Consider the following 23,492-nt stretch of genomic DNA (forward strand, 5'->3'; position numbering starts at 1 on the left):
GTTGCGATTTGGCTGCGATCCAGGGCCAGCGGCGTGAGCCCGGTCGTGCCGCATCACGAAGGCGGCATTGGCGGAGCATAGCACGCACATGGCGTCGAAGACGATGATCGGGCCGTGCTCGCTGGCGGGATTTGTACTCACGCGACCACCGATTCTGGCGCAGGCATATGGAGCGCACTTTCCAGCCCCAGCGGCCCAAGCGGATCGGCGACCAGTCCACTCACCATCGCGGCCTGTATGCTGGTAGCGGGCCAAAATTTGGACAGCGGGCCGACAAAACGATCGCGGATCAAGGGCAGCAAACGACTGTCCGATTGATAGACGGGCGTGAACAAGGCGGTGAGCCACTGGTAGGTCAGGACATGGCGTCGCCGCAGCTTGATGCCGAGACGAACCCCCTCATCCACCCCGTTCGCGTCCGCCAGACCTTTGGCTAGCGCCCAGGCATCGAGCAGGGCCATGTTGGCGCCCTGGCCCAGTTGGGGACTGGCGGAATGCCAGGCGTCGCCGATATGGACCAATGCCCGCTCAGCCGGTGACCGCAGGGTACGGTGCGCGTAGCGGGCGAAGGTCAACTGGTCGGGATCATCAATCTGGTCGAGCAACGGCGCACATGCGGGCCAGAGCGCGGTAACGCGAGCCTTCCACGGTGCCAGTCCGGCCTGCTGCCAGTCGCCCAGCCGATCGGCGCGCAACGACCAGAAGAAGGCGGCCTTTGGCGCCGCCGCGCCCGGCGGGATGCCGATCGGCAAGACGCCCGCCATGATGCTGGCGCGGTCATAGCGCTGTGCAAGGGCATGAGGATCGAAGCGCGCGTCCTGCGGCAGGTCGAGGCTGGCCCAGAGTGCGCCATAGGCCAGTTCCCGGCCGGTCGGCGGCGCCAGTGGCGTGCGCGTGCCCAGCGCATCGACCACAAGATCATAGGGGATGCTGGTTTCGCCATCGGCAAAGCGCAACGCACGTTGCGCACCGACCGGTTCGCTGTCCACGAGCGTGCGCCCGGTATGGACGGTGATCCCCGCTCGCTGGACCGCCTCATGCAATATCGCAAACAGGCTGGCGCGATGGATGCCGATGCCAAACATAGCGCGGTGGCGCAGCGCGGCATAATGGACGTCAAGGACGACCCGGTCCCCCGCCTTGCCGAACAGCCGGTCGATGCGTGATCCGCGCCGCAACACGTCGTCCAGCAACCCCAACTGGTCAAGAACCGCCATGCCTGTGGGCTGGATCATCAGGCCCGACCCGATCGGGCGAGGCGTGTCGAAACGCTCGAAAAGGGTGACCTGATGGCCCGCCCGATGCAGCAGCAGCGCCGCCGCCAGTCCACACGGCCCGCAGCCTGCGATCGCGATGTTCAGACCCCGCATGACCACCGTCTAGACGAGCAGGCAGGCCGTTCCAAGAGGATGGCCGGGAATCTATATTGGGGAACGGGGGAGCGCGCTCAGAATATTCGGCGAAACTGAACCGGCATCCAGTGATACATGCCGAATTTCACCACCTGCCAACGAGCAAGATGACGCGCGTCATGCCGCTGCCAATCCCCCCATCGTTACATAATCCAGCTTGCCTGTGCCGAGCACCGGGAGCGCGTCCACTTCGCGAATGTCACGGGGAATGGCCAGTTCGGTGATACCATTTGAGCGCCCCCATGACTGAAGATCGCTCGCCTTCGCGCCCTTGCGCGTCGTGAACAACACCAGTTGTTCGCCTTTGAATCACGCCCGCTCGTTAGCGCGTTCGACTTTGCTCCAACGCACCATCGCCATTTATGGTAGAATAGCGGGCGGTTTACCGTAAGGAATAGGGGATATGGATGGTCCAACAAGCATGTCTGCGCCGTTTGGCGAACCGCAACGATTGATTGCCGGAGGCGAGAGTGCGCAACTGCTCGACCTTGGAAATGGCCATGTACTCAAATTGTTTCGTGAAGGCGTATCGGATGAGATGATTGCGCGGGAATCCGGTGCATCCTCCTATGCAGAGGGTTGCGGCGTGCCTACTGCGGCAGCGATCGGGCAGTGGGTTTGGGACGGGCGGCGCGGCATCGTTTATCCACGGCTTGAAGGCGGGACATTGATGGACTGGATTCGCCGCAAGCCATTTCGGGCAGGGTGGGCACTGGATCGGATGGGGGCCATGCATGCCGCCATGCATCAGAAGAGTGGAGGGGCGTTGCGCCCACTCAAACAAGTATTGGCTACAGACATCTCGCATGGCCCTGCGCCCGTCGCGCTGCAACGGGCTGCCATTGCCTATCTGAATACTCTACCTGAAGGACACGCGCTAATCCATGGCGACTTTCACCTTAGTAATGTCATGATGACGCCACAGGGCATGAGGGTGATTGACTGGTCGAAGGCAGCGTCGGGCCATCCGGCGGCCGATGCGGTGCGATCCGAGATGCTGATGCGGTTCGGCATCGGGCCTACCGATTGGGTGACTAATCTGTGGCGGGACTGGGCAGCGAGGCGATTGCGCAAAAGTTACATGGCAATGGGGGCTGTTTCACCCCCTGACTTGGCGCTTTGGCGACCCGTCGTGGCGCTGGCGTGGTTGCGGTCCCGCGACGCGGGAAGAACGCCAGCATTTCATCACTATCTGGATGTCGCGCTGCGAAATAATGGAATTGGCCGTCTGCACCAATTGTGACTATGAAATCAAACGCCGTTCTTTGGGCTCAATCCGAACGGGACGGTCAGAAATATCCTGTGCAGCGAGGCATAATGGGCAACAAGGGGAGGCCGGTATGTCACGACGCAAAGTGCCTTGGATACCGAGCGACATTCTCGATCACGAGGCCCTTACCGTCACTGGCGGTCTATCCTACGATATGCCGCTATCGGGAGGCTTGAAGATCGAAGCGCCCGGCGATCCGTCTATGGCAGACAGATCAGCGACGCGCGTAGGCGGCAATCTGAGCCAGCACATTGTTGGCCTGCTTGAGATGGGGGATGTCGAGCATCTTGCCATCCAGGCCGACCGTCCCCGCGCCATCGGCCGCCTCAAAGGCCGCGACGACCCGGCGGGCATGCTCAACCTCCGCATCCGTTGGCATGAAGCTTTCGTTGATCGGCGCGACCTGTGCGGGATGAATGGCGATACGGCCGCTCCATCCTTCTGCCCGTGCTGCGCGGCAGGACGCGCGCAAGCCGTTCTCGTCGCGGAAATCGACGAACAAGGTATCGATCGCCGCCACGCCTGCTGCATGTGCGCCGAGCAATGTCAGCGAACGGACCAGCTTATATGTCAGTGCCCATTCGCCGCTGACGTCCAGATTGGTGCTTGCACCCACCGCGGCGCTCAGATCTTCAGCCCCCCAGGTGAGACCGGCCAGCCGCGCCAGATTGGCTGCAGCATAGTCGCCAAGACGGAACGGTGCGATCGCGGTCTCGGTGGCGACCGGCAAAATCCTGATGCTGGTCGCGTCAACGCCCGCCTGGACTTCCAGCGCATCAAGGAAAAGCGAAACCGTGCGCACATCGTCCGGCCCATTAGCCTTTGGCAGCATGATCCCGTCCGGCGCGCCAGCGACGACTGCCGCCAGATCACCCAGCAGCAGGTCGGTGTCGAGCGGGTTGACCCGGACCCACAATTGCGACGTTCGCTGCTCGCGCGGGCGTGCCATGAGAAAGGCAGTCACCATCTCTCTCGCGCGCGCTTTGTTGGGCGGTGCAACAGAATCCTCCAGATCAAGGATCAGCGCATCGGCGCCTGTGCCATCGGCCTTTCCCAGCTTCTTCTCGCTGTCGCCGGGAATGAACAGAAAGGAACGGATCGGTGCGGTCATCCCTGTGGCCTCTTCAACTGGAGGCCGGAGCGCTTGCAACTCGCGACCAACTCACCATGCTGATTGAAGGCCTGATGCCGGAAGGTGACGATGCCGGCATTGGGCCGCGACTTGCTTTCGCGCAGTTCGATGACTTCGCTGACGACATGGATGGTGTCGCCGTGAAACAGCGGTTTGGGAAAGCGGACCTCGTCCCAGCCCAGATTGGCAACCGCCGTGCCCAGCGTCGTATCGCCGACCGAAATGCCGACCATCAGGCCCAATGTGAAGGCGCTGTTGACGATGCGCTGACCAAAATCGGTGTCGCGCATATATTCCTCGTCCAGATGCAGCTGGCAGGATTGTGTGTCATCGCGGTGAACAGCACATTGTCCGTTTCCGTCACGGTACGGCGGATGGGGTGCTCGAATATTTGCCCAACCGTCATTTCGTCAAACCACACGCCAGCCATCAGCTACACTCTTTGCTATCTCTGTCTGAACTACCAGTCCAACGCCTTGCTGTCATGCCCCGATAACCGGAGCTGGCGACATTTTGCCCCCCCGCCCGGCGTCGATTGGCCCCAAGGGGGCGCATTGGTGACTACAAGAGAGCGGGTCAAGTCGGCTGCGGTCGGCAGCGACCTTTGGCTCGGTGGACATTCGCGATCGTCAGCTTCGGAAATACAAATCGAACCTAGTTGACGCTGAAGCGCACAAATCCGCGTCCCCTCGTTGTCATGTCGCGAGGAATAGACCGGCGCGGCAACATGATCCGCGCTACGCCTGCGGCACATGTTTCTGTCCCTTTCTGTCAGGGCGAAACGGGCTGCAACATTCGCGCATGCTCAATTTCGATGGCGCTTGGTTGACGAAGCACATGAATCCCGTGCCCGGACCGTAAGATCAAACCGGCTGTCTCGAAGGCGTCGAGCCATCCTTCCATCGGCCAAATATTCCAGCGCTTCCAAAAGAGGTTGGCGTTGCGGACAATGTCGTTCAGATGCTGAAGCGGGGGTTCGAAAACGTCGTGATATTGGTGAAAGGCACCAGTACCGCCCATGAACAGCAGCGGTAAGCCTGCCTCCCGCGCGCGGAAGCCGAAGTCGGTATCCTCGCCGCCGTAGCCGGTAAACGCTTCGTCAAACCCGCCCAGATCAAAAAATCTCTGGCGATGCAGGCCGAATGCCAACGACCAGAAAAGACCAGCATTATCCTCCTGACGGAGACCGTTTGCAGGAAAGTGTCGAACAGGATGTCCATGCGCCCGCGGAAGAAGATCCGCTTCCTCCCATTCGCCACGGGCATCGTCAGGGCCAAGATAGCGTATGTCGGCGCAGATCAGCGCGTCATGGTCGTTCAGGCATTGCGTGATGGCCGCTGTTAGTGCGCGCATCGGGATGCAGTCGACGTCCAGAAACAACAGCTTGTCCCCTTTGGCCGCCCGCGCGGCGGCGTTCCGCGCTGCCGCGAGCGGCAGTCCCGGGCCATCAAGACGTAGGACATGAATTGGAAATCGCGCCTGTTCGGCATGGATCGGCGGATTGCTGGCCATGTCGACGATGATGAGTTCGTCGGGGCAATGCGTGCTGCGGCGCAGACCTTCGATCAGTTGCGCCAGATGCGCCGACCGGTTCTTGACGATCGTGAGTACGCTCAAGGTCATGCGCAGACGCGCCATAGATCAAGACGATACTTGGCAGTCCGCTGCGCCGTGATCTCGGTGATGGCTGGGGCAAGCGCAGCCTGAATTTTATGCACCGCATCATCCCCGCTCTGGGGATAGTCGGTGTCTCCAGTCCAGTGGACCAGCAATATGTCGCCGCCGGGCGCCACATGGCCGGTGATCCACCGCGCGGCACGGCCGATGTCGTCATCATCCCAATAATAGGCGACTTCGGACAGGATGATGAGGTCGAAGACCCCGCCCACCGGCGCCTGTCCGGGAAAAGCCATTTGGCCAAAGGAGACGTGATCAAACGCGGCACAGCGCTCGCGCGCGGCCTTGAGCGCGGTTTCACTGATGTCGATCGCTAACAATGCATTGCAATGGGGCGCCAATGACTGCGTCAGTACGCCCTTTGCGCAGCCAATCTCAAAACCCAGTCCATAGGTGCGCCCGCCCAGCGAACGGATGCTGTGGGCATATTTATCCCGCTCATAAGCGCTGCTTTCCAGATCCCAGGGATCGTCGGTCGAACGAAACATCGTCTCGAAATAATCCTGATCCAGGCTGGCCTTGCGCCGTGTCATGAGGCTCTCCGCAGGTAAAGGATGTCCCTGGCGGGCATGGCACGACGCGTAGCAGGCAGCCGAAAGCCGGGACCGTGGGACGCGGTAAGCTGGCTGCGGTGCGCGGCCAGGGCATGGCGGCGCTCTCCGCGCAGCATGGGCGCGGTGCGCAATTCGCGATAGCTGGAGGAGGTCGGCGGCAGAGCCCAGACGACATATTCGGCAATTACCAGCCTGCCCTTGCTCCGCTTTCCCACTGCATGGGCCAGTTGTGCAGCGGCTTCATGGTCGCAATGGGGTTCGTGACGGGCAGTGACGGCCAGAGCATCGACCTGCCAGCGTCGGCACAGTGCGGTCAGCCGTCGCGCGGCGCGGTCGAAAGCAGGATCTCCTGGCGGGACGGGGGAGGCGTCCTGCCAGTCGAGATGCACCGGCGGTTGATTGCGGTTGCCCGTCAGGCGGTGAAAGGCGGTGGCGGCTTCGCGCTTTCGGCTGCTTACCAATTTCCCCGACCTGCCCGGCATTGTCTCATGCGAACCAGACCCGTCGGTGAGATAGACAAGGCCCGCCAGCCGCCCCGACTTCGCCGTCTGAGCAATAAGCGCGCCAGCCCCCAGCGTCTCATCATCGGGATGGGGCGCAAGAACCAGCCAACGCAGCGTTCGCCACGGCTTCGCAGATAGCGAGAGACCTACCACAAGGCGTCCTCCGCGCCCCATGCGTCATGGTCCAGCCAGGCGAGCGCGGCCTGATCGCGGGCATAGTCAGGTCCGCCCTGTCGCAGATAGAGGCTGAGGTCGCGGATGATTTTATCGATCCTTTCGCCGTCCATCGCGCTGCGCGTGCCGATGATGCGCGTCGCCAACTCCATCACGTCCAGACCTGCACGCTCAACAATGCCGCGCGTCATGCGGGCGAAAGCGGGACCATCGGGATCGTCGTGCGCAGCCCGGAGTGCGCATTCGCGGACCCAAAGATAGGCGGTGCGGGCCGCAGCAACAGCGTCGGCGAATTTGGCGCGTTGCAGCGGATCGGCGCGCGCTGCATCAGACATGGCGAGCCGCGTTTGCGTCAGCAGCGCCTCGATCCCACCCAGTTGCACGGCAGTAAAGCGCCAGGCGCCCGTGGTGAAGCGCGGTTCGCGGTCATAGTCGCCGGACCGGCCCAGCAGGTGAGATGGATCGATCGCCATGCCCGTCAGGTCATAGAGGCCGCTGCCAGTAGCCCGCATACCCCTGACCCGCCATTGCGACAGGTCTGTCCGGGCGGGTTCGTCGGCACGAACGACGACCAGTTGCCGCTCGCCCTGTTCGGGCTGCGCGGTGATGATGGCATAGGCAAGACCGCCTGCGCCTGTCGCGAAAGACTTGCCGCCCCGCAGTATGGATTGGCATAGCTGCACGCCCGGCGGCGGCTCGGTGGCCCACACACCGTAAAAGGCGCCCTGATCAAGTTTTCGGCCCAATTCGGCCTTTTGAGCAGCAGAACCAAACCAGTCGAACAATGCGAGTGCGTTGACATGGCCTTCATAGAGCCGTCCGACGCTAAGGTCTGCGCGACCGACGATCCGCAGGATGCGCATCAGACACTGGTTGCGGGCGGCGGCGTCCTCAAAGGCTTCGCCGCCGCTTTCGATGGGAGCGAACGTGCGATGGATATCAGCTGCGACCAGAGCCTTCAGGCTCTCGACCGGAAAGACTGGTGCGGCATCATAGCGGCTGCCAAGCGCGACAAGGGTGGGGGTGATCGCTTCCGCGCGCGCGATCGGGCTGTCGATACTGGAACGGGTATGGTGGGATAGGGTCATGCGACAGGGTCCAGTTCTTGAACAGCAGCCGCGGCCATTCCCGCAAGCCAGCGAGCCGCCATATCTACGCCATCGCGATCATGCAGACGCTTGCGGCATTGCAACGGGAGCATTTTTGCCTGGCGGATTAAGCCGGGCCACTGGTCGGGAGACGGCCATGTTTCCAGTACGACTGCGGCGTTCAGCCGACACAGCCCGAGCGCTGTAGCCAACTGCTCGTTAAATGGGCGGTCCTCGGGGATACAGAGGAAAGGACGGTTGGCAGCAAGAACCGCACTCACCAAACCGTCTCCTGCAGCGCCAATTATCAGCCCCGCGCGGGCGATTTCCTGCGTCGGATCGTTGACCCATCCAGCCAGATCGAGATTTGTGGGTGGATCGGCCGTTGCAGTTACCGGCCCGATCACCCGCCATTGCATATTTGGGCAGGCACGGGCCGCTTGCGCGATCGCTGGGCCATCGCCCGGCGGGCCGCCCCGACCGATCACCACGAGTATCCTGTCATCCTCGGGAAGATGATCCGGTGTGGCTGGCGTAATGCCGGGAAGATAACGGCTCTTGTTCCTGATCCACAGGGGCGTCGATGGCATTTCCAATTCGCGATGAAACGGCGCAAGCAGCGCTGTCGCGCCCCTGAAAGCGTCAAGATGGGCTACGTCACTGCGATCGCCGTTAAGTCGCACATAGATGGTGGTGACCGATGCGAGGCGGGCCAGCATCGCCACTTCAACCGAAACATCGACCACCAGCAATGCAGGGCGCGCGGTTGCGATCCATTGGGCGATCTGGGCCACGCGCGACCGCACGCCTTCATGGTCCAGAGGCGCGTAGTGCAAGGCAGCGGGGCGTGAAGCCGTCTCATCCACACCGTCGAAGCTGCCAGAAAGGGGGCGGTCATCGCACAGGTCAATCCCTGCCGTGCCCAGCCCCGTACCTATTAGGACGACAGGCCAGTCGATGGCGGCGGCGATCGCCTCCGCCCGCGCGCGATGGCCGGCGCCATGATGATGAACATAGTAGCCGATAGGGCGATGGGTCATGGCTGGAGTTCCAGCACCATGTCATGCGGCATCGGGGGCAGCAGGGGTTCTTGCAACGCGATCAAAGCAGCGCCATCGGGCTGCATACGCAATTGCCTGCGCCAGTGCGCGCGTTCGTGCCAATGGGTGAAGGCTGGCGCCATGGGTGAGATGTTTTTTTGGGCGCTCGCGAACAATGTCTGCATCCCGGCCGCCATGCCGCCGTCCGCGCGTCCATCCAGCCGTGGCGAGACCCGTGTGGAGACCGTGACGGGATGGACAAGCCGCCCGCCCTGGGCGAGCGCTGCCATTACGAGCGCGCGGTCCTCTCCGCTCGCGATTGCGGGAACACCGCCGCAGGCGAGATAAAGCGCAGCGCGAATGGCGAGCGAAGCGCCGGTATGATCACCATGGCGGGGCGCGGGGTCCCAGGGCAGAGGATCGATCATATCCTCGATGGTACGGACGTTGGCCCAATACCGGTCCCATGCCATGCGCAAGCGCTGCACTTGAGGTGGCAGGGGTTCTGCGCCATCTATGTCGATCCGGCCGCCCACCATATCGGCGCCACGCGAAAAGGCAGCGGCGATATTGCGCAGCCAGTCGGTCGGAGGGCGGCTGTCAGCGTCCGTACTGACGAGAGCCGTATTGTCCAGTGCAGGCAGAAGGTCGAGGCCTTTGTCCATTGCCAGCCGCCGGGCTGATCCGGCGTGGGCAAGGTCCGGCGCGAAGATATGTTCGGTTATGCATATATTGAGCCGCCCGGCGTGACGCTGGCGGGCGGCCTCGACAACAGCGCGGCTATTGTCGCTACTGTTGTTGATGGCTATCGAAACCGGGATCGGATCGGGCCAGTCCTGCATCGCAAGCGCATCGAGCAATATCGGCAGGCGTGCCGACTCATTCCGCGCAGCGACGCAGACGCACAGCGTCATGGCGCTCTCGTCAGCCAAGGAAGGCCGAACTAGCGCTTGATGCCGAATGGGGCAGGCGCGTCGAGGGCATCAGATGGATGGACGCAGTTTTTTCGCTGCAGACAGTTGGAGCCGCCCTCGCAATTTGACGCAGATATAGCGCCTCATAATTATCGACCATGCGGTCGGCATCGCACATCTGTTCCGCTCTGGTTCGACACGCGCTGCGGTCCAGCGCCAATGCCTCCAGCGCGGCGTTGGCGAGCGAAACCACATCATCCGGGATTGCAAGGACCCCGCATTTGGGATCCAATATTTCAGGGATCGCACCGCGCGCAAAGGCCGCGACCGGCACGCCGCAGGCGAGCGCTTCGGCAACGACCAAGCCATAAGGTTCATCCCACATGGGTGTGCAGAGGAAGGTGCGCGCGCCGCCAACGAGGTGGGCGAGTTGCTCGTGAGTCAGATGTCCGACATGAGCGACATCCTGACTCAGCGCCGGTGCAATCTGTGTCCGGTAATAATCATCGTCGAGGATTGGCCCTGCAATCTTCAGCGGAAGGCCAATGCGCCGGGCAGCTTCGATCGCCAGATGCAATCCCTTCTCCGGGACGATGCGGCCATACCAGACCAGATAGGGATCGGCGGCGGGCTGAGGATGGAAAGCAAATTTTTGCAGGTCGATGCCGTTCCATATCACTGCGTCGCTATGTGTGACGTGGTTCCAGAGAGCGGCAACCGAGCGCGACACGGCGACGAAACTGTGGCTGCGCGCTGTACATAGGCGGATACCACTTTCCAGCCAGCAGAAGGGCGGCGTGTGCAACGTCGTCACCATCGGCATGGGCAGGCTGTCGGCCATAGCTACAGGCAGATAGTGGAGCGAATTATTATGGATGATGTCGAAGTCGCGATGGCGCAAACCGGTCATGAGACTGAGATAGGCATGATGTTCGCGAAAGAAGGGCACGTCGCTGGCTTCGGTCGTACCCACCGTTTGTATGGCGGTTTCGGCGCAGATCGCTTCCAGATTTATCCCCGGCTGCGATCGAGATGAAGCGAACAGAGTCACTGCATGGCCTCGATCCCTCAACGACCTTGCCAGCAGATGCGTGTGCATTTCCAATCCACCGGCAAAGGGCTCGGCTATCGGATGTTTGAGATGGGCGATGATGCCGATCCGCATAGAGTGTCATCCTCTCGCGCGCGTGATTGGGGATGGCGTGAAGCCATCGCCCCGTTGATTTTCGTAGAGATCCGCGATCAGGCGTCGGGCTGGGCGTCCAGATCGACCGTCAGTTCGCGCGACCAGTAGCGCAACGCCCGGCAAGCGGTCAGGAATGACCGGGCATCCTTCGCTGTCGCCAGCGGCAGGCAGGCTTCGTCCAGATCATCGGCTATCCCTGCCTTTTCAAGCAAGGCCTGCGCCTCAGCCGTCAGACCGATATATTTGCAATGCGCAAAGGCATCCGTGACGAAATCCTTGGCGGCCGCGTCCATGGCTAGCAGCGCAGCGCCTTCCTGTGACGCCACCACGGCAATGGCGTCGAACAGAACGGAGGGACCCCCGTCTATCTTCTGTTTGGCCGGAACCGCTGTGCCATCCGACAGGGTCACGCCGCCGATCTTGGGCGCGACAACCTCGTAAACCGCACCCTCCTTGTCGACCGCCTTTACCAGCGCATTAAAGACGACAGCATCAGCGCCGTCGGTCAGGAGGATGCCCAGCTTGCGCCCCTTGAAACTGTCCGGCCCGTTTTTGAGGATGCTCAGTGCATCAGACGTCGGCAGGTCCATCATGGTGGGTCGCGCAGCCTTTGCCGGGTCGGGCAAGGCAAGACCAAGCCCGTCAGCAACAGTTTGCGCCAGAGTAGCGTCGATGTTGATCAGGTGCGAGACGGTTCGTGAGCGAATGTCGGGACGTTCGACCTTGCTCAGTTCAAACACGATAGCGTCGCCGATATGCTTCTGCTCGATCGGCGTCTGGCTGGTAAAGAATTGTCGCGCCTGGCTGTAATGATCGGCGAAGCTTTCTGAACGGACCCGCTGTTTGGAGCCATCGGCCTCCTGCGTGAAACTGTTAAAGCCACGCACCGGGTCTTCGCGCGGACCGCCCTGCGCCGCCCCCCAGCTATTGGGCTCATAATTGGCGCGCCCCTTGGGATTGCGCATCGCCATATGCCCATCCTGCTGGAAATGGGCCATCGGGCATTTGGGTGCGTTGATCGGCAAATGGGTGAAGTTGGTGCTGCCCAGACGCTTGATCTGAGTATCAAGATAGGAAAAATTGCGGCCCTGGAGCAGCGGGTCGTTACTGAAATCGATGCCCGGCGGTACATTCTGGGTCATGAAGGCGACCTGTTCCGTTTCGGCAAAGAAATTGTCGACGACCCGGTCCAGAACCAAACGCCCAACGATGCGGACAGGCACCAATTCTTCCGGAATCAGCTTGGTTGCATCCAGCACGTCGAAGTCGAAGCTGTCGGCAAACGCATCGTCAAACAGTTGAACGCCTAGCTCCCATTCGGGAAAGTCCCCGGCGTTGATCGCGTCCCACAGGTCGCGACGATGGAAGTCAGGATCAGCGCCGTTAATCTTGACCGCCTCGTTCCACATGACCGATTGCAGGCCCTGCTTGGGCTTCCAGTGGAATTTGACGAAGGTCGATTTGCCATCCGCATTGACGAGGCGGAAGGTGTGGACGCCAAAGCCCTCCATTGTGCGCAGCGAACGCGGAATAGCGCGGTCCGACATCGTCCACATCACCATATGGAAGCTTTCGGGCGTCAGGCTGATAAAGTCCCAGAAATTGTCATGTGCAGTCTGCGCCTGCGGAAAGTCTCGGTCCGGCTCCGGCTTGGCGGCGTGGATCAAATCGGGGAATTTGATCGCGTCCTGTATGAAGAAGACAGGGATATTATTGCCGACAATGTCCCAATTGCCTTCCTGCGTGTAGAGCTTCACGGCAACGCCGCGCACGTCGCGGGCCTGATCGGCGGAGCCTTTGGCCCCTGCGACCGTGGAGAAGCGCACGAAAGCGGGCATGCGTTCGCCGATCCGCGGGAGGACATCCGCGCGGGTGACGTCGCTTAAGGATCTGTCTCTTATACACATCTAGATGTGTATAAGAGACAGGAAATAGCCGTGCGCACCGTAGCCGCTGTCTCTTATACACATCTAGATGTGTATAAGAGACAGCCTTTGGACCCTGCGACCGTGGAGAAGCGCACGAAAGCGGGAATGCGTTCGCCGATCCGCTGGAGGACATCCGCGCGGGTGACGTCGCTTAAGGATTCCGTCAGTTCGAAATAGCCGTGCGCACCGTAGCCGCGAGCATGGACAACGCGCTCGGGGATTCTTTCATGGTCAAAATGAAACAGTTTTTCGCGGAAATGCGCGTCCTCCAGCAAGGTTGGGCCACGCGCACCCTGTTTCAGGCTGTTCTGATCATCGGCAACCGGGATGCCATGTGCCGTCGTCAAGACCGCGACGTCGCCTCCAGCAACCTGATGCGTTTCGCCACCTTCTGCCTGCGGTTCTGCAAAGTTCATTGAGAGAGTTTCGGCAGGTGCAGGTCGAGAAGCCTTTTTGGGCGCACCGCCGGGAACTTTACCGGCGGCGGGAGGGGACTTGGGCATGGGGCATCCTTATGCACGAGAGAGGCGCCGGAGGCGTTTCCAGCACGTTTGAGGGCCATCCGAGATAAATACGAATTCCCGCATGATCGGGAACCCGTAGAACTTGCGGAGAGATAACCCGGCGCTCTTCAGCAAGTTGCGCCGACGGATCTAAAACTAATGTACGTTATAGTGATTTATTTCCGGCGGCTGGATACGGCGTCGCCACGGACCGTTGCTATTGTCCAAACCCAGGTTTTTTCACCGTGAAGGACCAATCTTGTTTACCGACAAATTTCTAAGGGATCGTCGCGGCGTCGAACTGGATGTTCATGAACGCGCCATTCTGGAAAAAGCGGTTTTCGAAATACGAACGATCGATGCGCGCAAGACTGTGGTGCAGGCTGGTGACACGCTGTCCGTGAGCATGTTGCTGCTGGAGGGCTTCATGTGCCGTTACTTGGACGATCGCGAAGGAATGCGCCAACTCGTCGCTGTCCAAGTACCAGGGGATTTTCTGGACCTGCACGGCTATCCGCTCAAGATATTGGATCATGATGTCGCAAGCCTGACAGCGGCGACGATTGCAGTCATTCCGCACAAGGCTTTGGACGACATCAACGCGACAATGCCTGAGTTCACACGCAAGCTATGGTTTTCCACCCTGCTCGATGCTGCCATGCACCGGGCGTGGCTCTTCCGTCTGGGACGGCTGGACGCAGTTGGGCGTGTGGCGCATTTTCTGTCTGAAACCAACGCCCGCCTGGTGCCGGTCGGCTTGAGCGACGGAAAGCGCTTTGCCTTGGGGCTAACCCAAGCGGATATTTCGGAAATCTGCGGCATAACAAGTGTTCACACCAATCGCGTGCTGCGACAGCTGCGGGAAGAACGACTGTGTATCTTTCGCTCATCGCTCGTGGAAATTCTCGACGTCGAAGGTCTGGCCCGCAGAGGTCAGTTTAACCCCGCCTATCTCTACATTGAGACTATATCGGATCGCTCAGGCATCGAAAGGCTAACATCATGATACCGCCAGAAAGATACCAGTGTTCAATCGCTGCCCGGCAAAGCGAGCGTGGAAGAAGGCCTTGTCCTGCTCGATGGGCCTAATGGGGTCGCGGTGACCATGACTGCCTATGCTGCATCAGAAACTGGCAAAAGTTTGATTGAAGCCGCCAGAATGATCGGGGAAAAGACAGAAAGCGATAAATTGTAAAACAGATTTTCGTCCAACAATTTGAAGTGCTACTTAATTCAATATAAGTTTTCCTGGCCTATAGCAGCTCTTTTATCCTGTCTTTTCGTCAAATGACTCTCCAGTATTTCGGCCTCTTGATCGACGGCGCACCAGATCGACATCTCTCTGGTGATCTTGACGTACATCTCGTTGAGGTGTCAGCTACATCGGGCATGCATAAAACACTGACACGCATACCCCTCGCGCGATGATCCGCTGACAAACCATCCCCCGATCACTAGGCGAGGGCGTCAATGCGAGCGAATTGCGCGCCAAGGTGATCGATGATCGCCTGGAATCGCGCCGGCAGCATCGGGAAGGGCGCGTGAACCATGAAGATTCCGACGTCCTGAAGCCCTTCATATTGATCGAGCACCCGAACGAGCTTGCCGGACGCGATGGCTTCATCGACGTCCCAAATCGACCGAAGCGCTAAGCCGCAGCCCCCCAGCGCAAGTTCACGTACGACTTCGCTGGAATTTGTGCTGATGAAGCTTCGTCCATGATGCACAACCCTTCCCCCCGGGCCATCGAGAATCCACGGAAACTGGCTTTCTGTGGCCAGGAGCCGGTGATGGGCGAGTTCGCCGATTTTCTGTGGAACGCCGAAAGCCTCCAGATATTTGGGTGAGGCGCAAAGCACGCGGCGACTGGTCCCCATGCGATGGCCGACAAGGCCGGGGCCGGCCCCGGCTCCGATGCGGATCGCCAAATCATAATGGCCAGATAGAAGGTCCACGAATTCGTCCGACAGGTCCACTTGCAACTCGATGGCGGGGTAGCGTGCAATGAAGAGGGGCAAGCAAGGAAGGACGTGCAATCGGGCAAAAGATGTTGGCGCGCTGAGTCGCAAACGGCCCGATATCTGCGTTTGATGGCCAGCCACACGCTCTTTCGCGGCATCCAGAGCGCGGCGGAGTGGAACCAGCGTGTCGTACAGATCACGTCCTGCCGCCGTTGGCGCCAACCGGCGCGTGGTGCGATTCAGCAGACGACCGCCGAGGCGTTCCTCCAGCCGGGCCAAACGTTTTGACACCGCTGGGGCGGATAGGCTCATGCGACGGGCGGTCGCGCTTATCGATCCGCTCTCGACGATCGCAATAAAGAGATCGTAGTCCGGATCGAACATTCGTAACCTCAGGGAATGAGTGTGATAAGTTTTTTTCTTCTACCGCACCTCAAAGATGAATGCTAGCAAAGCTCGCATCACGGGTCATGATGCAAACGGGCCGGCAGACGAGGGAGCAGGAGGGGTTCATGACAATCTTGATGCCCGCGCCGGACGAAGCCACGCTTGCCAAACGAGAGCGGATCATCGCCGCGATGCGTGCGATCGTGCCGGGAGAAGGCGTGATCGACGATGCCGATGCGCTGCGTCCTTGGGAATCCGACGGTCTCACTGCCTATCGCCAGCCACCGATGTTGGTGGTGCTGCCCGAAACGGTCGAGCAGATTTCGGCTATCCTGCGTTGGTGTTACGATGAGCGGGTGAAGGTTGTACCGCGCGGTTCGGGAACTTCGCTTTCCGGCGGGGCATTGCCGCTGGCTGATGCGGTCTTGCTTGGGCTGGGCAAATTCAAGCGCATTCTTGAAATCGACTACGACGATCGCATTGCGGTGGTACAGCCAGGCGTCACCAATCTGGCGATATCGCAGGCCGTTCAGGATCGCGGCTTTTATTACGCACCTGATCCCAGCAGCCAGATCGCCTGCTCGATCGGCGGCAACGTCGCCGAGAATTCGGGCGGCGTGCACTGTCTCAAATACGGTCTCACCACCAATAATGTGCTGGGCATCGAAATGGTGTTGATGGATGGCGAAGTCGTGCGGCTCGGGGGCGGCTATCTCGATCCTTCGGAACTGGATCTGCTGGGCGTAGTAGTGGGATCCGAAGGGCTGCTCGGCGTCGTGACCGAGGTCACGGTGCGTATCCTGCCCCGACCGGAAACGGCGCGTGCAGTGCTGGTCGGCTTCGTCGACGCCGAAAGCGCCGGAGCCTGTGTCGCGCAAGTGATCGCGGAAGGGATAATTCCGGCGGGCATGGAGATGATGGACCGTCCTGCGATCCACGCCGCCGAGGCTTTTGTGCAGGTCGGCTATCCGCTGGACGTCGGGGCGCTGCTGATCGTCGAAGTCGATGGCCCCGCTGCGGAATGCGACCACCTGATCGTCGAAATCGCCCGTATCGCGACCGACAATGGCGCAGTCACTACCCGTGTCTCGCGCGACGAAAGCGAAAGACTGGCGTTTTGGGCCGGCCGTAAGGCGGCCTTTCCTGCGGTGGGCCGTATCTCCCCCGACTATTATTGCATGGATGGGACAATTCCGCGTCGTCGCCTTCCTGACGTTTTGCGCCGGATGGAGGAGCTTTCTGCGCAATATGGCCTGGGCGTCGCCAACGTCTTCCACGCTGGTGACGGCAACCTGCATCCGTTAATCCTCTACGACGCCAACCAGCCTGGCGAACTCGACCGGGCCGAGGCTTTTGGCAACGATATCCTGCGCTTGTGTGTCGAGGTGGGCGGTGTGCTGACCGGCGAACACGGCGTCGGCATTGAAAAGCGTGACCTCATGCCCGAGATGTTCTCGCAAGAGGATCTGCAGCAGCAGCAACGCGTCAAATGCGCCTTCGACCCCCAGTTGCTGCTCAATCCCGGGAAAGTTTTTCCGACACTGCATCGATGCGCCGAGCTTGGCCGCGTGCATGTACATAAGGGCAAGTTGGCTTTTCCCGAATTGCCCCGCTTCTGATGGCCATACTGGAACCCCGCGATGCACAGGATTTGCGCCAGATCGTAGCCGATGCTGTCGCCGGCGGCACAAAGCTTGAGCTTCGCGGAGGTGGTTCGCGCGCCGACTTTGGCGCACCGCGCGAGGTGCAGATCGTATCGCTGGCGGCGCTCTCGGGCATCGTCGATTACGATCCGGCAGAGCTGGTTTTGACGGTCCGGCCCGGTACGCTGCTGTCCAATGTGCTCGCCCTGGTCGAAGGGGAAGGGCAAATGCTGGCGTTCGAGCCGTGGGGTGATGCGGCATCGACGATCGGCGGAACAGTCGCTGCGGGGATTGCCGGGTCACGCCGGGTAACCGCCGGTAGCGTTCGCGATCATCTTTTGGGCGTCACCGTCGTTTCGGGTAGGGGCGAGATTTTCGTCGCCGGCGGCAAGGTAGTGAAAAACGTCACCGGCTATGACCTTCCCAAGCTGATGGCAGGGTCTTGGGGCCGGCTTGGGGCCATTGCCGAACTGACACTCAAAGTTCTTCCCCGTCCCCGCGTGACGGCAACGCTGATTGCCGATGGCTTGCCCGCAGAGGCGGCATATCGAGCCATGGCCCGTGCGCTGGGGAGCCATGCTGACGTGTCCGCTGCTGCGCACTTGCGCCGGGGGGTGACCCTTTTGCGTATCGCCGGTTTCGCGCCGTCGGTCGAGGCGCGGTGCGCGGTTCTGCCCGATATCCTTAAAGACCATTGCACGCTTCGGCGTGATGGCGAGGCGTCTGCCCTGCTATGGCGGGAAGCCATGACAGGCGAGGCGCTAAAGGGGCGAGTAAAATGGCGCGCGCATCTTCTCCCGCGCCATGCGGCTGAGTTGACACGCCGCGTCGAAACGCTCGGTGCGGATTGGGCGATGGACTGGGGTGGCGGTCGTGTATGGATCGGCCTGGACGACGAAAGCGAAGATATCCGGCGGATCGTCTTGGATCTCGGTGGCGAGGCGACTCTCGTTGATGCGCCTGTTGGAATGCGTAGCCGCGTTCCCGCGATGCACGGTTCCGCGCCAGGCGTGTCGGCGCTGGCTGATCGCGTACGCCGGGCTTTTGACCCGGCAGACGTCTTCGCCACTGGCCGATTTGGAGGAGCAGCCTGATGCAGACGGGTTTCACGGCTAAGGCGCTAACCGATCCAGCTATGCGCACTTCGGAGCAGGTGATCCGCAAATGCGTGCATTGCGGCTTCTGCACTGCGACCTGTCCCACCTATGTGCTGCTCGGCGACGAACTCGATTCGCCGCGTGGACGAATTTACTTGATGAAAGACATGCTGGAGAACCAGCGCGCGCCGAGCGCCGAAGTGGTCAAGCATATCGATCGCTGTCTCTCGTGCCTGTCGTGCAAAACGACCTGCCCCTCGGGCGTGAATTATATGCATCTCGTTGATCATGCGCGAAGCTATATCGAGGAGAACCACCGACGCCCCCTGGCGCAGCGGATGATACGCCGATTGCTGGCCTTTATCCTGCCCTATCCGGGGCGTTTCCGGGGTGCGCTTCTGCTCGCCAAGCTGGCTGCACCTTTTCGCCCGATCCTGCGCAGGGTCGAAGCATTGCGTCCGCTTGCCGCCATGCTCGACCTGGCACCCGCAAAGGTGCCCAGGGCGACCGTCAACACCACGAAGCCGTTGGCGCATCGCAAGGGCCGCGTCGCGCTTCTGAGAGGTTGCGCTGAACCCGTGCTGAGGCCGGAGTTCAGGGCAGCCACGATCCGTCTGCTCAATCGTTTCGGACACGAAGTGATGCTCGCCCCCAACGAAGGCTGTTGCGGCGCTCTAGTCCATCATATGGGACGTGAACAGGACGCGCTCGAGGCCGCCCGGCGGAATGTGGATGTTTGGACGGCACAAATCGAGGGCGAGGGACTCGATGCCATCATTGTCACGGCATCCGGCTGCGGTACGACGATCAAGAATTACGGTTTCATGCTCCGCGATGACCCAGCCTATGCTGAAAGGGCGGCCGACCTCAGTCGGCGCACGCTGGACGTGACCGAATATCTCGACCGGATTGGGCTGCCGGAGCTCGAAGAATGTGGCGTTACGGTTGCCTATCACCCGGCCTGTTCGCTACAGCATGGACAGGGCGTCACCGATTTGCCCAAAAGCTTGCTCACGAAAGCGGGCTATGCGGTTTGGACTTGTAACGGTTTTGCGCCGGTCACCTGAGCGAGTAGAGCTCGCAACAGGAGATGTGTATAAGAGACAGGCGCTGACCAGCGGGTTGCCGCGCGATCGGGTTGCCTCGGATTTGGGGATAGGGAAGTCGCCGCTGGGCAAGTGGGTATCGCAGCTGTCTCTTATACACATCTCTTGTGCTTGCGCGTGCGGACTGGCTTGATCCCGTTGATCTGTCTCTTATACACATCTCTTGTGCTTGCGCGTGCGGACTGGCTTGATCCCGTTGATCTGTCTCTTATACACATCTCTTGTGCTTGCGCGTGCGGACTGGCTTGATCCCGTTGATCTGTCTCTTATACACATCTCTTGTGCTTGCGCGTGCGGACTGGCTTGATCCCGTTGATCTGTCTCTTATACACATCTCTTGTGCTTGCGCGTGCGGACTGGCTTGATCCCGTTGATCTGTCTCTTATACACATCTCTTGTGCTTGCGCGTGCGGACTGGCTTGATCCCGTTGATCTGTCTCTTATACACATCTCTTGTGCTTGCGCGTGCGGACTGGCTTGATCCCGTTGATCTGTCTCTTATACACATCTCTTGTGCTTGCGCGTGCGGACTGGCTTGATCCCGTTGATCTGTCTCTTATACACATCTCTTGTGCTTGCGCGTGCGGACTGGCTTGATCCCGTTGATCTGTCTCTTATACACATCTAGATGTGTATAAGAGACAGGCACAAAACCGTTACAAGTCCAGTTCGGTCGCCTTCCGAAGCGCACCTGTGCTGCGGATCGGCGGGCACTTATAACATCCTCCAGCCTGAAATCGCGGAAAAGTTGGGCGATCGGAAGGCGCAGTCAATTGATGCGCTCGGTGCCGACGTTGTCGCGACCGGCAATATCGGTTGCGCGACCCAGATCGCGCGTTTCACCAACATACCTGTTGTCCATACGGTCGAACTGCTTGACTGGGCGACCGGTGGCCCCATGCCCCATGCAATGTCTCTTACGGCAAAGGAAAAAAGATCATGACCCTCTTGGGCATTTCTCTGTCAACAGCGCAGATCGTCATCGATGCGGCTCTCAAGGAAGGGCGCAAGCTTGGACTGAAGCCCGTCAGTGTTGCCGTGCTCGACGCCGGAGGGCACATGATTGCCTTTGCGCGGGAGGACGGTTCCTCCACATTGCGTCCGCAAATTGCTACCGCCAAGGCGGCCGGCGCCCTGGCCTTGGGAGTATCGTCTCGCACGATCGCGGAAATGGCCATCGAGCGGCCAACATTCATTGCGACGGCAGCCGGGTTGTCGGCCGGCGGCATAATCCCTGCCGCCGGTGGCGTGCTGATCCGTAACGAAGCGGGTGCAGTGATTGGCGCAGTCGGCGTCACCGGCGACACGAGTGACAACGACGAAGCCTGCGCGCTTGCCGGAATCGCCGCGGCTGGATTGCGGGCCTGAGCCCCTCCTCTGCCATCGCCGGATCATCGCCAAAAGCGGCAACCCAACGTCTGTTGATCCGCAGTTGCCTGTTGCTTTCATCCAGTCGATGTTGCGCAGTTACAACGGCGAAGCGACGCCGGACGGTGCTTGATCTACTGCGCAGGCTTCAGCGTTCAAGCGCCCTATCAAGAACATCGACGAACAGATCGACATTTTCGCGACTGAAGATCAGCGGTGGGCGGATTTTGAGAATGTTGTGATCGGCGCCGCAGGCACTGATCAGGACGCCGTTTTCACGCATGTCGTTGACGATCTGCGCGGTACGAACACGGTCCCCTGCCTGTGTCTCACGATCCGACACAATATCGGCGGCGACGAACAGGCCCGCTCCCCGGACATGGCCAAGGCACTCGTGACGCGCCCGAAGCGCATCGACCTTCTCCAGCAGATAGGCACCGACGTCCCGCGCATTGTCTTTGATCTGGTCGCGCTGAATGACCTTGAGAACGGCGACCGCTGCTGCGCAGGACACAGTGTTGCCGGCGAAGGTATTGAAATAACGCGCGCTGTTACCGAACTTTTCCACAATATCATGGCGCGCAAGAAGGCCCGCGATTGGCTGGCCATTGCCCATCGGCTTGCCCAGGGTAACGATATCGGGGGTTACGTCATGACGCTGAAAGCCCCACATATGGCTTCCAGTGCGACCAAAACCCGGCTGCACTTCATCGGCGACGAAGATGCCACCTGCTTCGCGGATCGCATCGACGGCACCCTTCAGAAAGCCTGGCTCCTCCGGCAGAATGCCATCGCTCGTAAAGATTGAGTCCACGATCAGCATAGCAGGCCGGATGCCATGCCGCATCAGATCCGCAATTGCCGTTTCGACGTCGCGCTGGAAGCGCTCCGCAACATTTGGTCCGCTTCTGTAGGCGGCTGGCGCTGGAACGGTGCGAACATGCGCGCCCAGATTGACGGCCGGCCCAAGCGTGGGTGAGAATTGCGATACGGTGTCGGTTATGCCGTGATAGGCCGTTTCGGTGATGATGATGCCGGTCCCGCCGGTCCGGACCTTGGCGATGCGGTAGGCAAGGTCGTTCGCTTCGCTGCCGGAGCAGGTCAGCATCATGTGCGACAATTCGCTGCTGACCGTCGACAGCAGGCCGTCCGCGAGTTCAAGAATGGTTTCATGCAGATAGCGGGTGTTGGTGCACAGCGTCGCAACCTGCCTGGTGATCGCTTCCACCACATCGGGATGGCAGTGTCCCAGAGAAACGACATTATTATAGGTATCGAGAAACGGCCGGCCGGAGGCGTCGTAGAGCCACACGCCCTCGCCCCGGACGAAGTGGAGCGGCTTTTGATACATCAGGCGATAGGCTGGTCCGAGCAAACGGTCGCGCATCGCGACCATGTTCGCCTCATGCGCGTCCAGTTGCACCTGGCCGGGAATGAAGGCGTTGACTGATGAATTGTCTTGGATCGTCATCATTTGTCTCCCGACGAACAGAATTGCAGTAATTGCGCGCTGGCCTCATCGCGCGAAAGCCGCTGAAATTGATCAAGGCCCTTCCAGGCAAGACCATTGTTGCGCATGATATATTGGTAATTGTCGGGGTAGCGGGCTGCGCGCCATTCGGTGATCAACACGGTGATCACCAAGCGTGCGGTCACGAGATCAAGCAGAACGGCCTTTTCCGTGTGCTGCAGGGGTAAAACCGCGTCATAAGCGCCAATCATTTCCGCTGCGCCACGCAGCGGATCCGGGTCATCGCCCAGTTGATAGGCGGCGGCGGTCGCGATTTCCCCGACCAATGGCCCATGGACGATGTCGCCAAAGTCAATGACGGCCGCCACGGCTTCGCTATCATCCGGATCGACCAGCACGTTGCCGAGATTGAAGTCGTTGTGGATGAGTTGCGCCCGCAACCCCTTCAATTGCGGCAGGACGCTGGCTTCATAGTCGGCCATGAAATTCTGCAGGAGTTGGCGTCGCGCGGGATCGGCCACGCCTTCGATCATGCCCTTCAGCCTGTGCGCGGCGGCAACGTTCCACAACAGATCATGGTTGGCGGCGGGATGGGTGAAGCCTTCCAGTGCGCGGTCCAGACGGGCCAGACAGTGGCCCAATGCGCGCCGTTGCCGGCTGGTCCGTTCTGATTGATGCAAGGGTGTGCCCGGCAGGAAGGTCAACATCCGCAGGATGGACAATCGACCATCGTCCAGTTCGATAGCCGTTTCGAACGCGCCGTCGTTCGCGGCCACCATATGCGGTATAGGAAGCGTAGGATCCTTCTGACGGATATGATTGAGAACGCAGGTCTGGAGATTGACGATCTCTACCGCTTCGGCGGGATTGGAGAATTTCAGCAGGAACTGGCGTCCATCCTGGCCATCCATTCTGAAGTTACGGTCGCGTTCGCCAGACAGCGGGTGCGCATTCAATTCCAGCCCGTAGAAGCGCCGCGCGCAAGTTTCGGCATCCTGCGGCGTGACCTGTGGCGGCTTGGTGGTGAGCGTCGGATCGAGTAACATCTATCTGCCTATGATTGTCGGCGTCAGATGGT

General features: G+C 60.4%; 29 protein-coding genes and 2 pseudogenes. 8 read left to right on the forward strand and 23 right to left on the reverse strand.

The annotated features are described in order from the left end of the window. Nucleotides 1–137: 137 nt before the first annotated feature. Complete coding sequence (locus tag FE851_RS15935) at nt 138–1,370, reverse strand: FAD-dependent oxidoreductase (RefSeq protein ID WP_145204573.1); 1,233 nt, start codon at nt 1,368–1,370, stop codon at nt 138–140. Between the two features lie 159 nt (nt 1,371–1,529). Further along, nucleotides 1,530–1,703: a hypothetical protein gene (locus FE851_RS26215; protein ID WP_017183445.1), complete on the reverse strand. Its 174-nt coding sequence runs from the start codon at nt 1,701–1,703 to the stop codon at nt 1,530–1,532. A gap of 130 nt (nt 1,704–1,833) precedes the next feature. On the opposite strand from FE851_RS26215, the gene FE851_RS15940 reads away from it, so the two are divergent. Then, nucleotides 1,834–2,655, forward strand: a complete 822-nt coding sequence (locus tag FE851_RS15940; RefSeq protein ID WP_017183444.1) for a phosphotransferase family protein — start codon at nt 1,834–1,836, stop codon at nt 2,653–2,655. 241 nt (nt 2,656–2,896) lie between these two features. Here FE851_RS15940 and FE851_RS15945 read toward each other — a convergent pair whose 3' ends face one another. The 11 genes and pseudogenes from FE851_RS15945 to FE851_RS15995 all read right to left on the reverse strand — a co-directional run. Next, nucleotides 2,897–3,793: an HpcH/HpaI aldolase/citrate lyase family protein gene (locus FE851_RS15945; RefSeq protein WP_145204576.1), complete on the reverse strand. Its 897-nt coding sequence runs from the start codon at nt 3,791–3,793 to the stop codon at nt 2,897–2,899. After that, nucleotides 3,790–4,244, reverse strand: a pseudogene (locus FE851_RS15950) (MaoC family dehydratase). Before FE851_RS15950 ends, FE851_RS15945 begins: the two are co-directional and overlap by 4 nt. A 341-nt stretch (nt 4,245–4,585) precedes the next feature. Continuing rightward, entirely contained in the window at nt 4,586–5,437 is an 852-nt protein-coding gene (locus FE851_RS15955; protein ID WP_261371004.1) for a glycosyltransferase family 2 protein, read from the reverse strand. After that, the gene (locus FE851_RS15960; RefSeq protein ID WP_145204582.1) at nt 5,434–6,024 is read right to left on the reverse strand and encodes an SAM-dependent methyltransferase; all 591 of its coding nucleotides are present in this window, start codon (nt 6,022–6,024) and stop codon (nt 5,434–5,436) included. The genes FE851_RS15955 and FE851_RS15960 overlap by 4 nt, the downstream gene beginning before the upstream one ends. Beyond that, entirely contained in the window at nt 6,021–6,722 is a 702-nt protein-coding gene (locus FE851_RS15965) for a PIG-L deacetylase family protein (protein WP_261371005.1), read from the reverse strand. Before FE851_RS15965 ends, FE851_RS15960 begins: the two co-directional genes overlap by 4 nt. Beyond that, nucleotides 6,695–7,810 (reverse strand): acyl-CoA dehydrogenase family protein, encoded by a 1,116-nt coding sequence (locus FE851_RS15970; protein ID WP_145204585.1) that lies wholly within the window; start codon nt 7,808–7,810, stop codon nt 6,695–6,697. Before FE851_RS15970 ends, FE851_RS15965 begins: the two co-directional genes overlap by 28 nt. Next, nucleotides 7,807–8,850, reverse strand: coding sequence for a glycosyltransferase (locus tag FE851_RS15975; protein ID WP_145204587.1), 1,044 nt, complete (start codon nt 8,848–8,850; stop codon nt 7,807–7,809). The genes FE851_RS15970 and FE851_RS15975 overlap by 4 nt, the downstream gene beginning before the upstream one ends. Beyond that, nucleotides 8,847–9,764, reverse strand: a complete 918-nt coding sequence (locus tag FE851_RS15980; protein WP_186378864.1) for a glycosyltransferase — start codon at nt 9,762–9,764, stop codon at nt 8,847–8,849. Before FE851_RS15980 ends, FE851_RS15975 begins: the two co-directional genes overlap by 4 nt. 10 nt (nt 9,765–9,774) lie before the next feature. Continuing rightward, on the reverse strand, nt 9,775–10,929 hold the full coding sequence (locus FE851_RS15985) for a glycosyltransferase family 4 protein (protein WP_145204591.1): 1,155 nt from the start codon (nt 10,927–10,929) through the stop codon (nt 9,775–9,777). A 77-nt stretch (nt 10,930–11,006) separates the two neighbouring features. Then, a complete protein-coding gene (locus tag FE851_RS15990; RefSeq protein ID WP_409994506.1) occupies nt 11,007–12,857 on the reverse strand; it encodes a catalase in 1,851 nt (616 codons plus the stop codon). An 89-nt stretch (nt 12,858–12,946) separates the two neighbouring features. Further along, a pseudogene (locus FE851_RS15995) lies at nt 12,947–13,294 on the reverse strand (catalase); the annotation flags it as partial. Between the two features lie 346 nt (nt 13,295–13,640). Between FE851_RS15995 and FE851_RS16000 the strand changes: the two are divergent. Both FE851_RS16000 and FE851_RS26220 read left to right on the forward strand, forming a co-directional pair. Further along, complete coding sequence (locus FE851_RS16000) at nt 13,641–14,387, forward strand: Crp/Fnr family transcriptional regulator (protein WP_186378865.1); 747 nt, start codon at nt 13,641–13,643, stop codon at nt 14,385–14,387. 48 nt (nt 14,388–14,435) lie between these two features. Next, on the forward strand, nt 14,436–14,576 hold the full coding sequence (locus tag FE851_RS26220) for a hypothetical protein (RefSeq protein ID WP_186378866.1): 141 nt from the start codon (nt 14,436–14,438) through the stop codon (nt 14,574–14,576). A gap of 38 nt (nt 14,577–14,614) precedes the next feature. On the opposite strand, the gene FE851_RS27330 is transcribed toward FE851_RS26220, so the two are convergent. After that, entirely contained in the window at nt 14,615–14,743 is a 129-nt protein-coding gene (locus FE851_RS27330) for a hypothetical protein (protein WP_409994507.1), read from the reverse strand. Between the two features lie 92 nt (nt 14,744–14,835). Beyond that, the gene (locus tag FE851_RS16005; protein ID WP_145204594.1) at nt 14,836–15,726 is read right to left on the reverse strand and encodes a LysR family transcriptional regulator; all 891 of its coding nucleotides are present in this window, start codon (nt 15,724–15,726) and stop codon (nt 14,836–14,838) included. 128 nt (nt 15,727–15,854) lie between these two features. Between FE851_RS16005 and FE851_RS16010 the strand changes: the two genes are divergently transcribed. Genes FE851_RS16010 through glcF form a run of 3 tightly spaced genes read left to right on the forward strand, consistent with a single transcriptional unit; the run spans nt 15,855 to nt 19,536 of the window. After that, on the forward strand, nt 15,855–17,348 hold the full coding sequence (locus FE851_RS16010; RefSeq protein WP_145204597.1) for an FAD-linked oxidase C-terminal domain-containing protein: 1,494 nt from the start codon (nt 15,855–15,857) through the stop codon (nt 17,346–17,348). After that, nucleotides 17,348–18,466 (forward strand): FAD-binding protein, encoded by a 1,119-nt coding sequence (locus FE851_RS16015; RefSeq protein WP_145204601.1) that lies wholly within the window; start codon nt 17,348–17,350, stop codon nt 18,464–18,466. The genes FE851_RS16010 and FE851_RS16015 overlap by 1 nt, the downstream gene beginning before the upstream one ends. Beyond that, a complete protein-coding gene (gene glcF, locus FE851_RS16020; RefSeq protein ID WP_145204604.1) occupies nt 18,466–19,536 on the forward strand; it encodes a glycolate oxidase subunit GlcF in 1,071 nt (356 codons plus the stop codon). Before FE851_RS16015 ends, glcF begins: the two co-directional genes overlap by 1 nt. Here glcF and FE851_RS26225 read toward each other — a convergent pair. Genes FE851_RS26225 through FE851_RS26870 form a run of 6 tightly spaced genes read right to left on the reverse strand, consistent with a single transcriptional unit; the run spans nt 19,529 to nt 20,266 of the window. Then, nucleotides 19,529–19,675 carry a hypothetical protein gene (locus tag FE851_RS26225; RefSeq protein ID WP_186378896.1) on the reverse strand — a complete coding sequence of 49 codons (147 nt, stop codon included), beginning with the start codon at nt 19,673–19,675 and terminating at the stop codon, nt 19,529–19,531. The genes glcF and FE851_RS26225 overlap by 8 nt on opposite strands. Beyond that, a complete protein-coding gene (locus FE851_RS26850) occupies nt 19,668–19,793 on the reverse strand; it encodes a hypothetical protein (RefSeq protein WP_261371069.1) in 126 nt (41 codons plus the stop codon). Before FE851_RS26850 ends, FE851_RS26225 begins: the two co-directional genes overlap by 8 nt. Beyond that, nucleotides 19,784–19,909 carry a hypothetical protein gene (locus FE851_RS26855; protein ID WP_261371069.1) on the reverse strand — a complete coding sequence of 42 codons (126 nt, stop codon included), beginning with the start codon at nt 19,907–19,909 and terminating at the stop codon, nt 19,784–19,786. Before FE851_RS26855 ends, FE851_RS26850 begins: the two co-directional genes overlap by 10 nt. Then, complete coding sequence (locus FE851_RS26860; RefSeq protein ID WP_261371069.1) at nt 19,900–20,025, reverse strand: hypothetical protein; 126 nt, start codon at nt 20,023–20,025, stop codon at nt 19,900–19,902. Before FE851_RS26860 ends, FE851_RS26855 begins: the two co-directional genes overlap by 10 nt. Continuing rightward, entirely contained in the window at nt 20,016–20,141 is a 126-nt protein-coding gene (locus FE851_RS26865) for a hypothetical protein (RefSeq protein WP_261371069.1), read from the reverse strand. Before FE851_RS26865 ends, FE851_RS26860 begins: the two co-directional genes overlap by 10 nt. Beyond that, a complete protein-coding gene (locus FE851_RS26870) occupies nt 20,132–20,266 on the reverse strand; it encodes a hypothetical protein (protein WP_261371070.1) in 135 nt (44 codons plus the stop codon). Before FE851_RS26870 ends, FE851_RS26865 begins: the two co-directional genes overlap by 10 nt. Here FE851_RS26870 and FE851_RS16030 point away from each other — a divergent pair. Next, nucleotides 20,204–20,518, forward strand: coding sequence for a heterodisulfide reductase-related iron-sulfur binding cluster (locus FE851_RS16030; protein WP_145204610.1), 315 nt, complete (start codon nt 20,204–20,206; stop codon nt 20,516–20,518). The genes FE851_RS26870 and FE851_RS16030 overlap by 63 nt on opposite strands. After that, entirely contained in the window at nt 20,515–20,943 is a 429-nt protein-coding gene (locus FE851_RS16035; protein WP_145204613.1) for a GlcG/HbpS family heme-binding protein, read from the forward strand. The genes FE851_RS16030 and FE851_RS16035 overlap by 4 nt, the downstream gene beginning before the upstream one ends. Before the next feature lie 148 nt (nt 20,944–21,091). Here FE851_RS16035 and FE851_RS16040 read toward each other — a convergent pair whose 3' ends face one another. Continuing rightward, nucleotides 21,092–22,414 (reverse strand): aspartate aminotransferase family protein, encoded by a 1,323-nt coding sequence (locus FE851_RS16040; protein ID WP_222422957.1) that lies wholly within the window; start codon nt 22,412–22,414, stop codon nt 21,092–21,094. Beyond that, nucleotides 22,414–23,460 carry a phosphotransferase gene (locus FE851_RS16045; protein WP_145204619.1) on the reverse strand — a complete coding sequence of 349 codons (1,047 nt, stop codon included), beginning with the start codon at nt 23,458–23,460 and terminating at the stop codon, nt 22,414–22,416. Before FE851_RS16045 ends, FE851_RS16040 begins: the two co-directional genes overlap by 1 nt. Nucleotides 23,461–23,492 lie beyond the last annotated feature (32 nt).

The organism is Sphingobium sp. B2 (assembly GCF_007693735.1).
In the GTDB taxonomy this organism is placed as follows: domain Bacteria; phylum Pseudomonadota; class Alphaproteobacteria; order Sphingomonadales; family Sphingomonadaceae; genus Sphingobium; species Sphingobium xenophagum.

Bases quoted from the DNA above. Each gene is read 5' to 3' on its own strand.
- FE851_RS15935 (WP_145204573.1), bottom strand. From the start codon at position 1,370: ATGCGGGGTCTGAACATCGCGATCGCAGGCTGCGGGCCGTGTGGACTG.
- FE851_RS15940 (WP_017183444.1), top strand. From the start codon at position 1,834: ATGTCTGCGCCGTTTGGCGAACCGCAACGATTGATTGCCGGAGGCGAG.
- FE851_RS15945 (WP_145204576.1), bottom strand. From the start codon at position 3,793: ATGACCGCACCGATCCGTTCCTTTCTGTTCATTCCCGGCGACAGCGAG.
- FE851_RS15955 (WP_261371004.1), bottom strand. From the start codon at position 5,437: ATGACCTTGAGCGTACTCACGATCGTCAAGAACCGGTCGGCGCATCTG.
- FE851_RS15960 (WP_145204582.1), bottom strand. From the start codon at position 6,024: ATGACACGGCGCAAGGCCAGCCTGGATCAGGATTATTTCGAGACGATG.
- FE851_RS15965 (WP_261371005.1), bottom strand. From the start codon at position 6,722: ATGGGGCGCGGAGGACGCCTTGTGGTAGGTCTCTCGCTATCTGCGAAG.
- FE851_RS15970 (WP_145204585.1), bottom strand. From the start codon at position 7,810: ATGACCCTATCCCACCATACCCGTTCCAGTATCGACAGCCCGATCGCG.
- FE851_RS15975 (WP_145204587.1), bottom strand. From the start codon at position 8,850: ATGACCCATCGCCCTATCGGCTACTATGTTCATCATCATGGCGCCGGC.
- FE851_RS15980 (WP_186378864.1), bottom strand. From the start codon at position 9,764: ATGACGCTGTGCGTCTGCGTCGCTGCGCGGAATGAGTCGGCACGCCTG.
- FE851_RS15985 (WP_145204591.1), bottom strand. From the start codon at position 10,929: ATGCGGATCGGCATCATCGCCCATCTCAAACATCCGATAGCCGAGCCC.
- FE851_RS15990 (WP_409994506.1), bottom strand. From the start codon at position 12,857: ATGTGTATAAGAGACAGATCCTTAAGCGACGTCACCCGCGCGGATGTC.
- FE851_RS27330 (WP_409994507.1), bottom strand. From the start codon at position 14,743: ATGTACGTCAAGATCACCAGAGAGATGTCGATCTGGTGCGCCGTCGAT.
- FE851_RS16005 (WP_145204594.1), bottom strand. From the start codon at position 15,726: ATGTTCGATCCGGACTACGATCTCTTTATTGCGATCGTCGAGAGCGGA.
- FE851_RS16010 (WP_145204597.1), top strand. From the start codon at position 15,855: ATGACAATCTTGATGCCCGCGCCGGACGAAGCCACGCTTGCCAAACGA.
- FE851_RS16015 (WP_145204601.1), top strand. From the start codon at position 17,348: ATGGCCATACTGGAACCCCGCGATGCACAGGATTTGCGCCAGATCGTA.
- glcF (WP_145204604.1), top strand. From the start codon at position 18,466: ATGCAGACGGGTTTCACGGCTAAGGCGCTAACCGATCCAGCTATGCGC.
- FE851_RS26850 (WP_261371069.1), bottom strand. From the start codon at position 19,793: ATGTGTATAAGAGACAGATCAACGGGATCAAGCCAGTCCGCACGCGCA.
- FE851_RS26855 (WP_261371069.1), bottom strand. From the start codon at position 19,909: ATGTGTATAAGAGACAGATCAACGGGATCAAGCCAGTCCGCACGCGCA.
- FE851_RS26860 (WP_261371069.1), bottom strand. From the start codon at position 20,025: ATGTGTATAAGAGACAGATCAACGGGATCAAGCCAGTCCGCACGCGCA.
- FE851_RS26865 (WP_261371069.1), bottom strand. From the start codon at position 20,141: ATGTGTATAAGAGACAGATCAACGGGATCAAGCCAGTCCGCACGCGCA.
- FE851_RS16030 (WP_145204610.1), top strand. From the start codon at position 20,204: ATGTGTATAAGAGACAGGCACAAAACCGTTACAAGTCCAGTTCGGTCG.
- FE851_RS16035 (WP_145204613.1), top strand. From the start codon at position 20,515: ATGACCCTCTTGGGCATTTCTCTGTCAACAGCGCAGATCGTCATCGAT.
- FE851_RS16040 (WP_222422957.1), bottom strand. From the start codon at position 22,414: ATGACGATCCAAGACAATTCATCAGTCAACGCCTTCATTCCCGGCCAG.
- FE851_RS16045 (WP_145204619.1), bottom strand. From the start codon at position 23,460: ATGTTACTCGATCCGACGCTCACCACCAAGCCGCCACAGGTCACGCCG.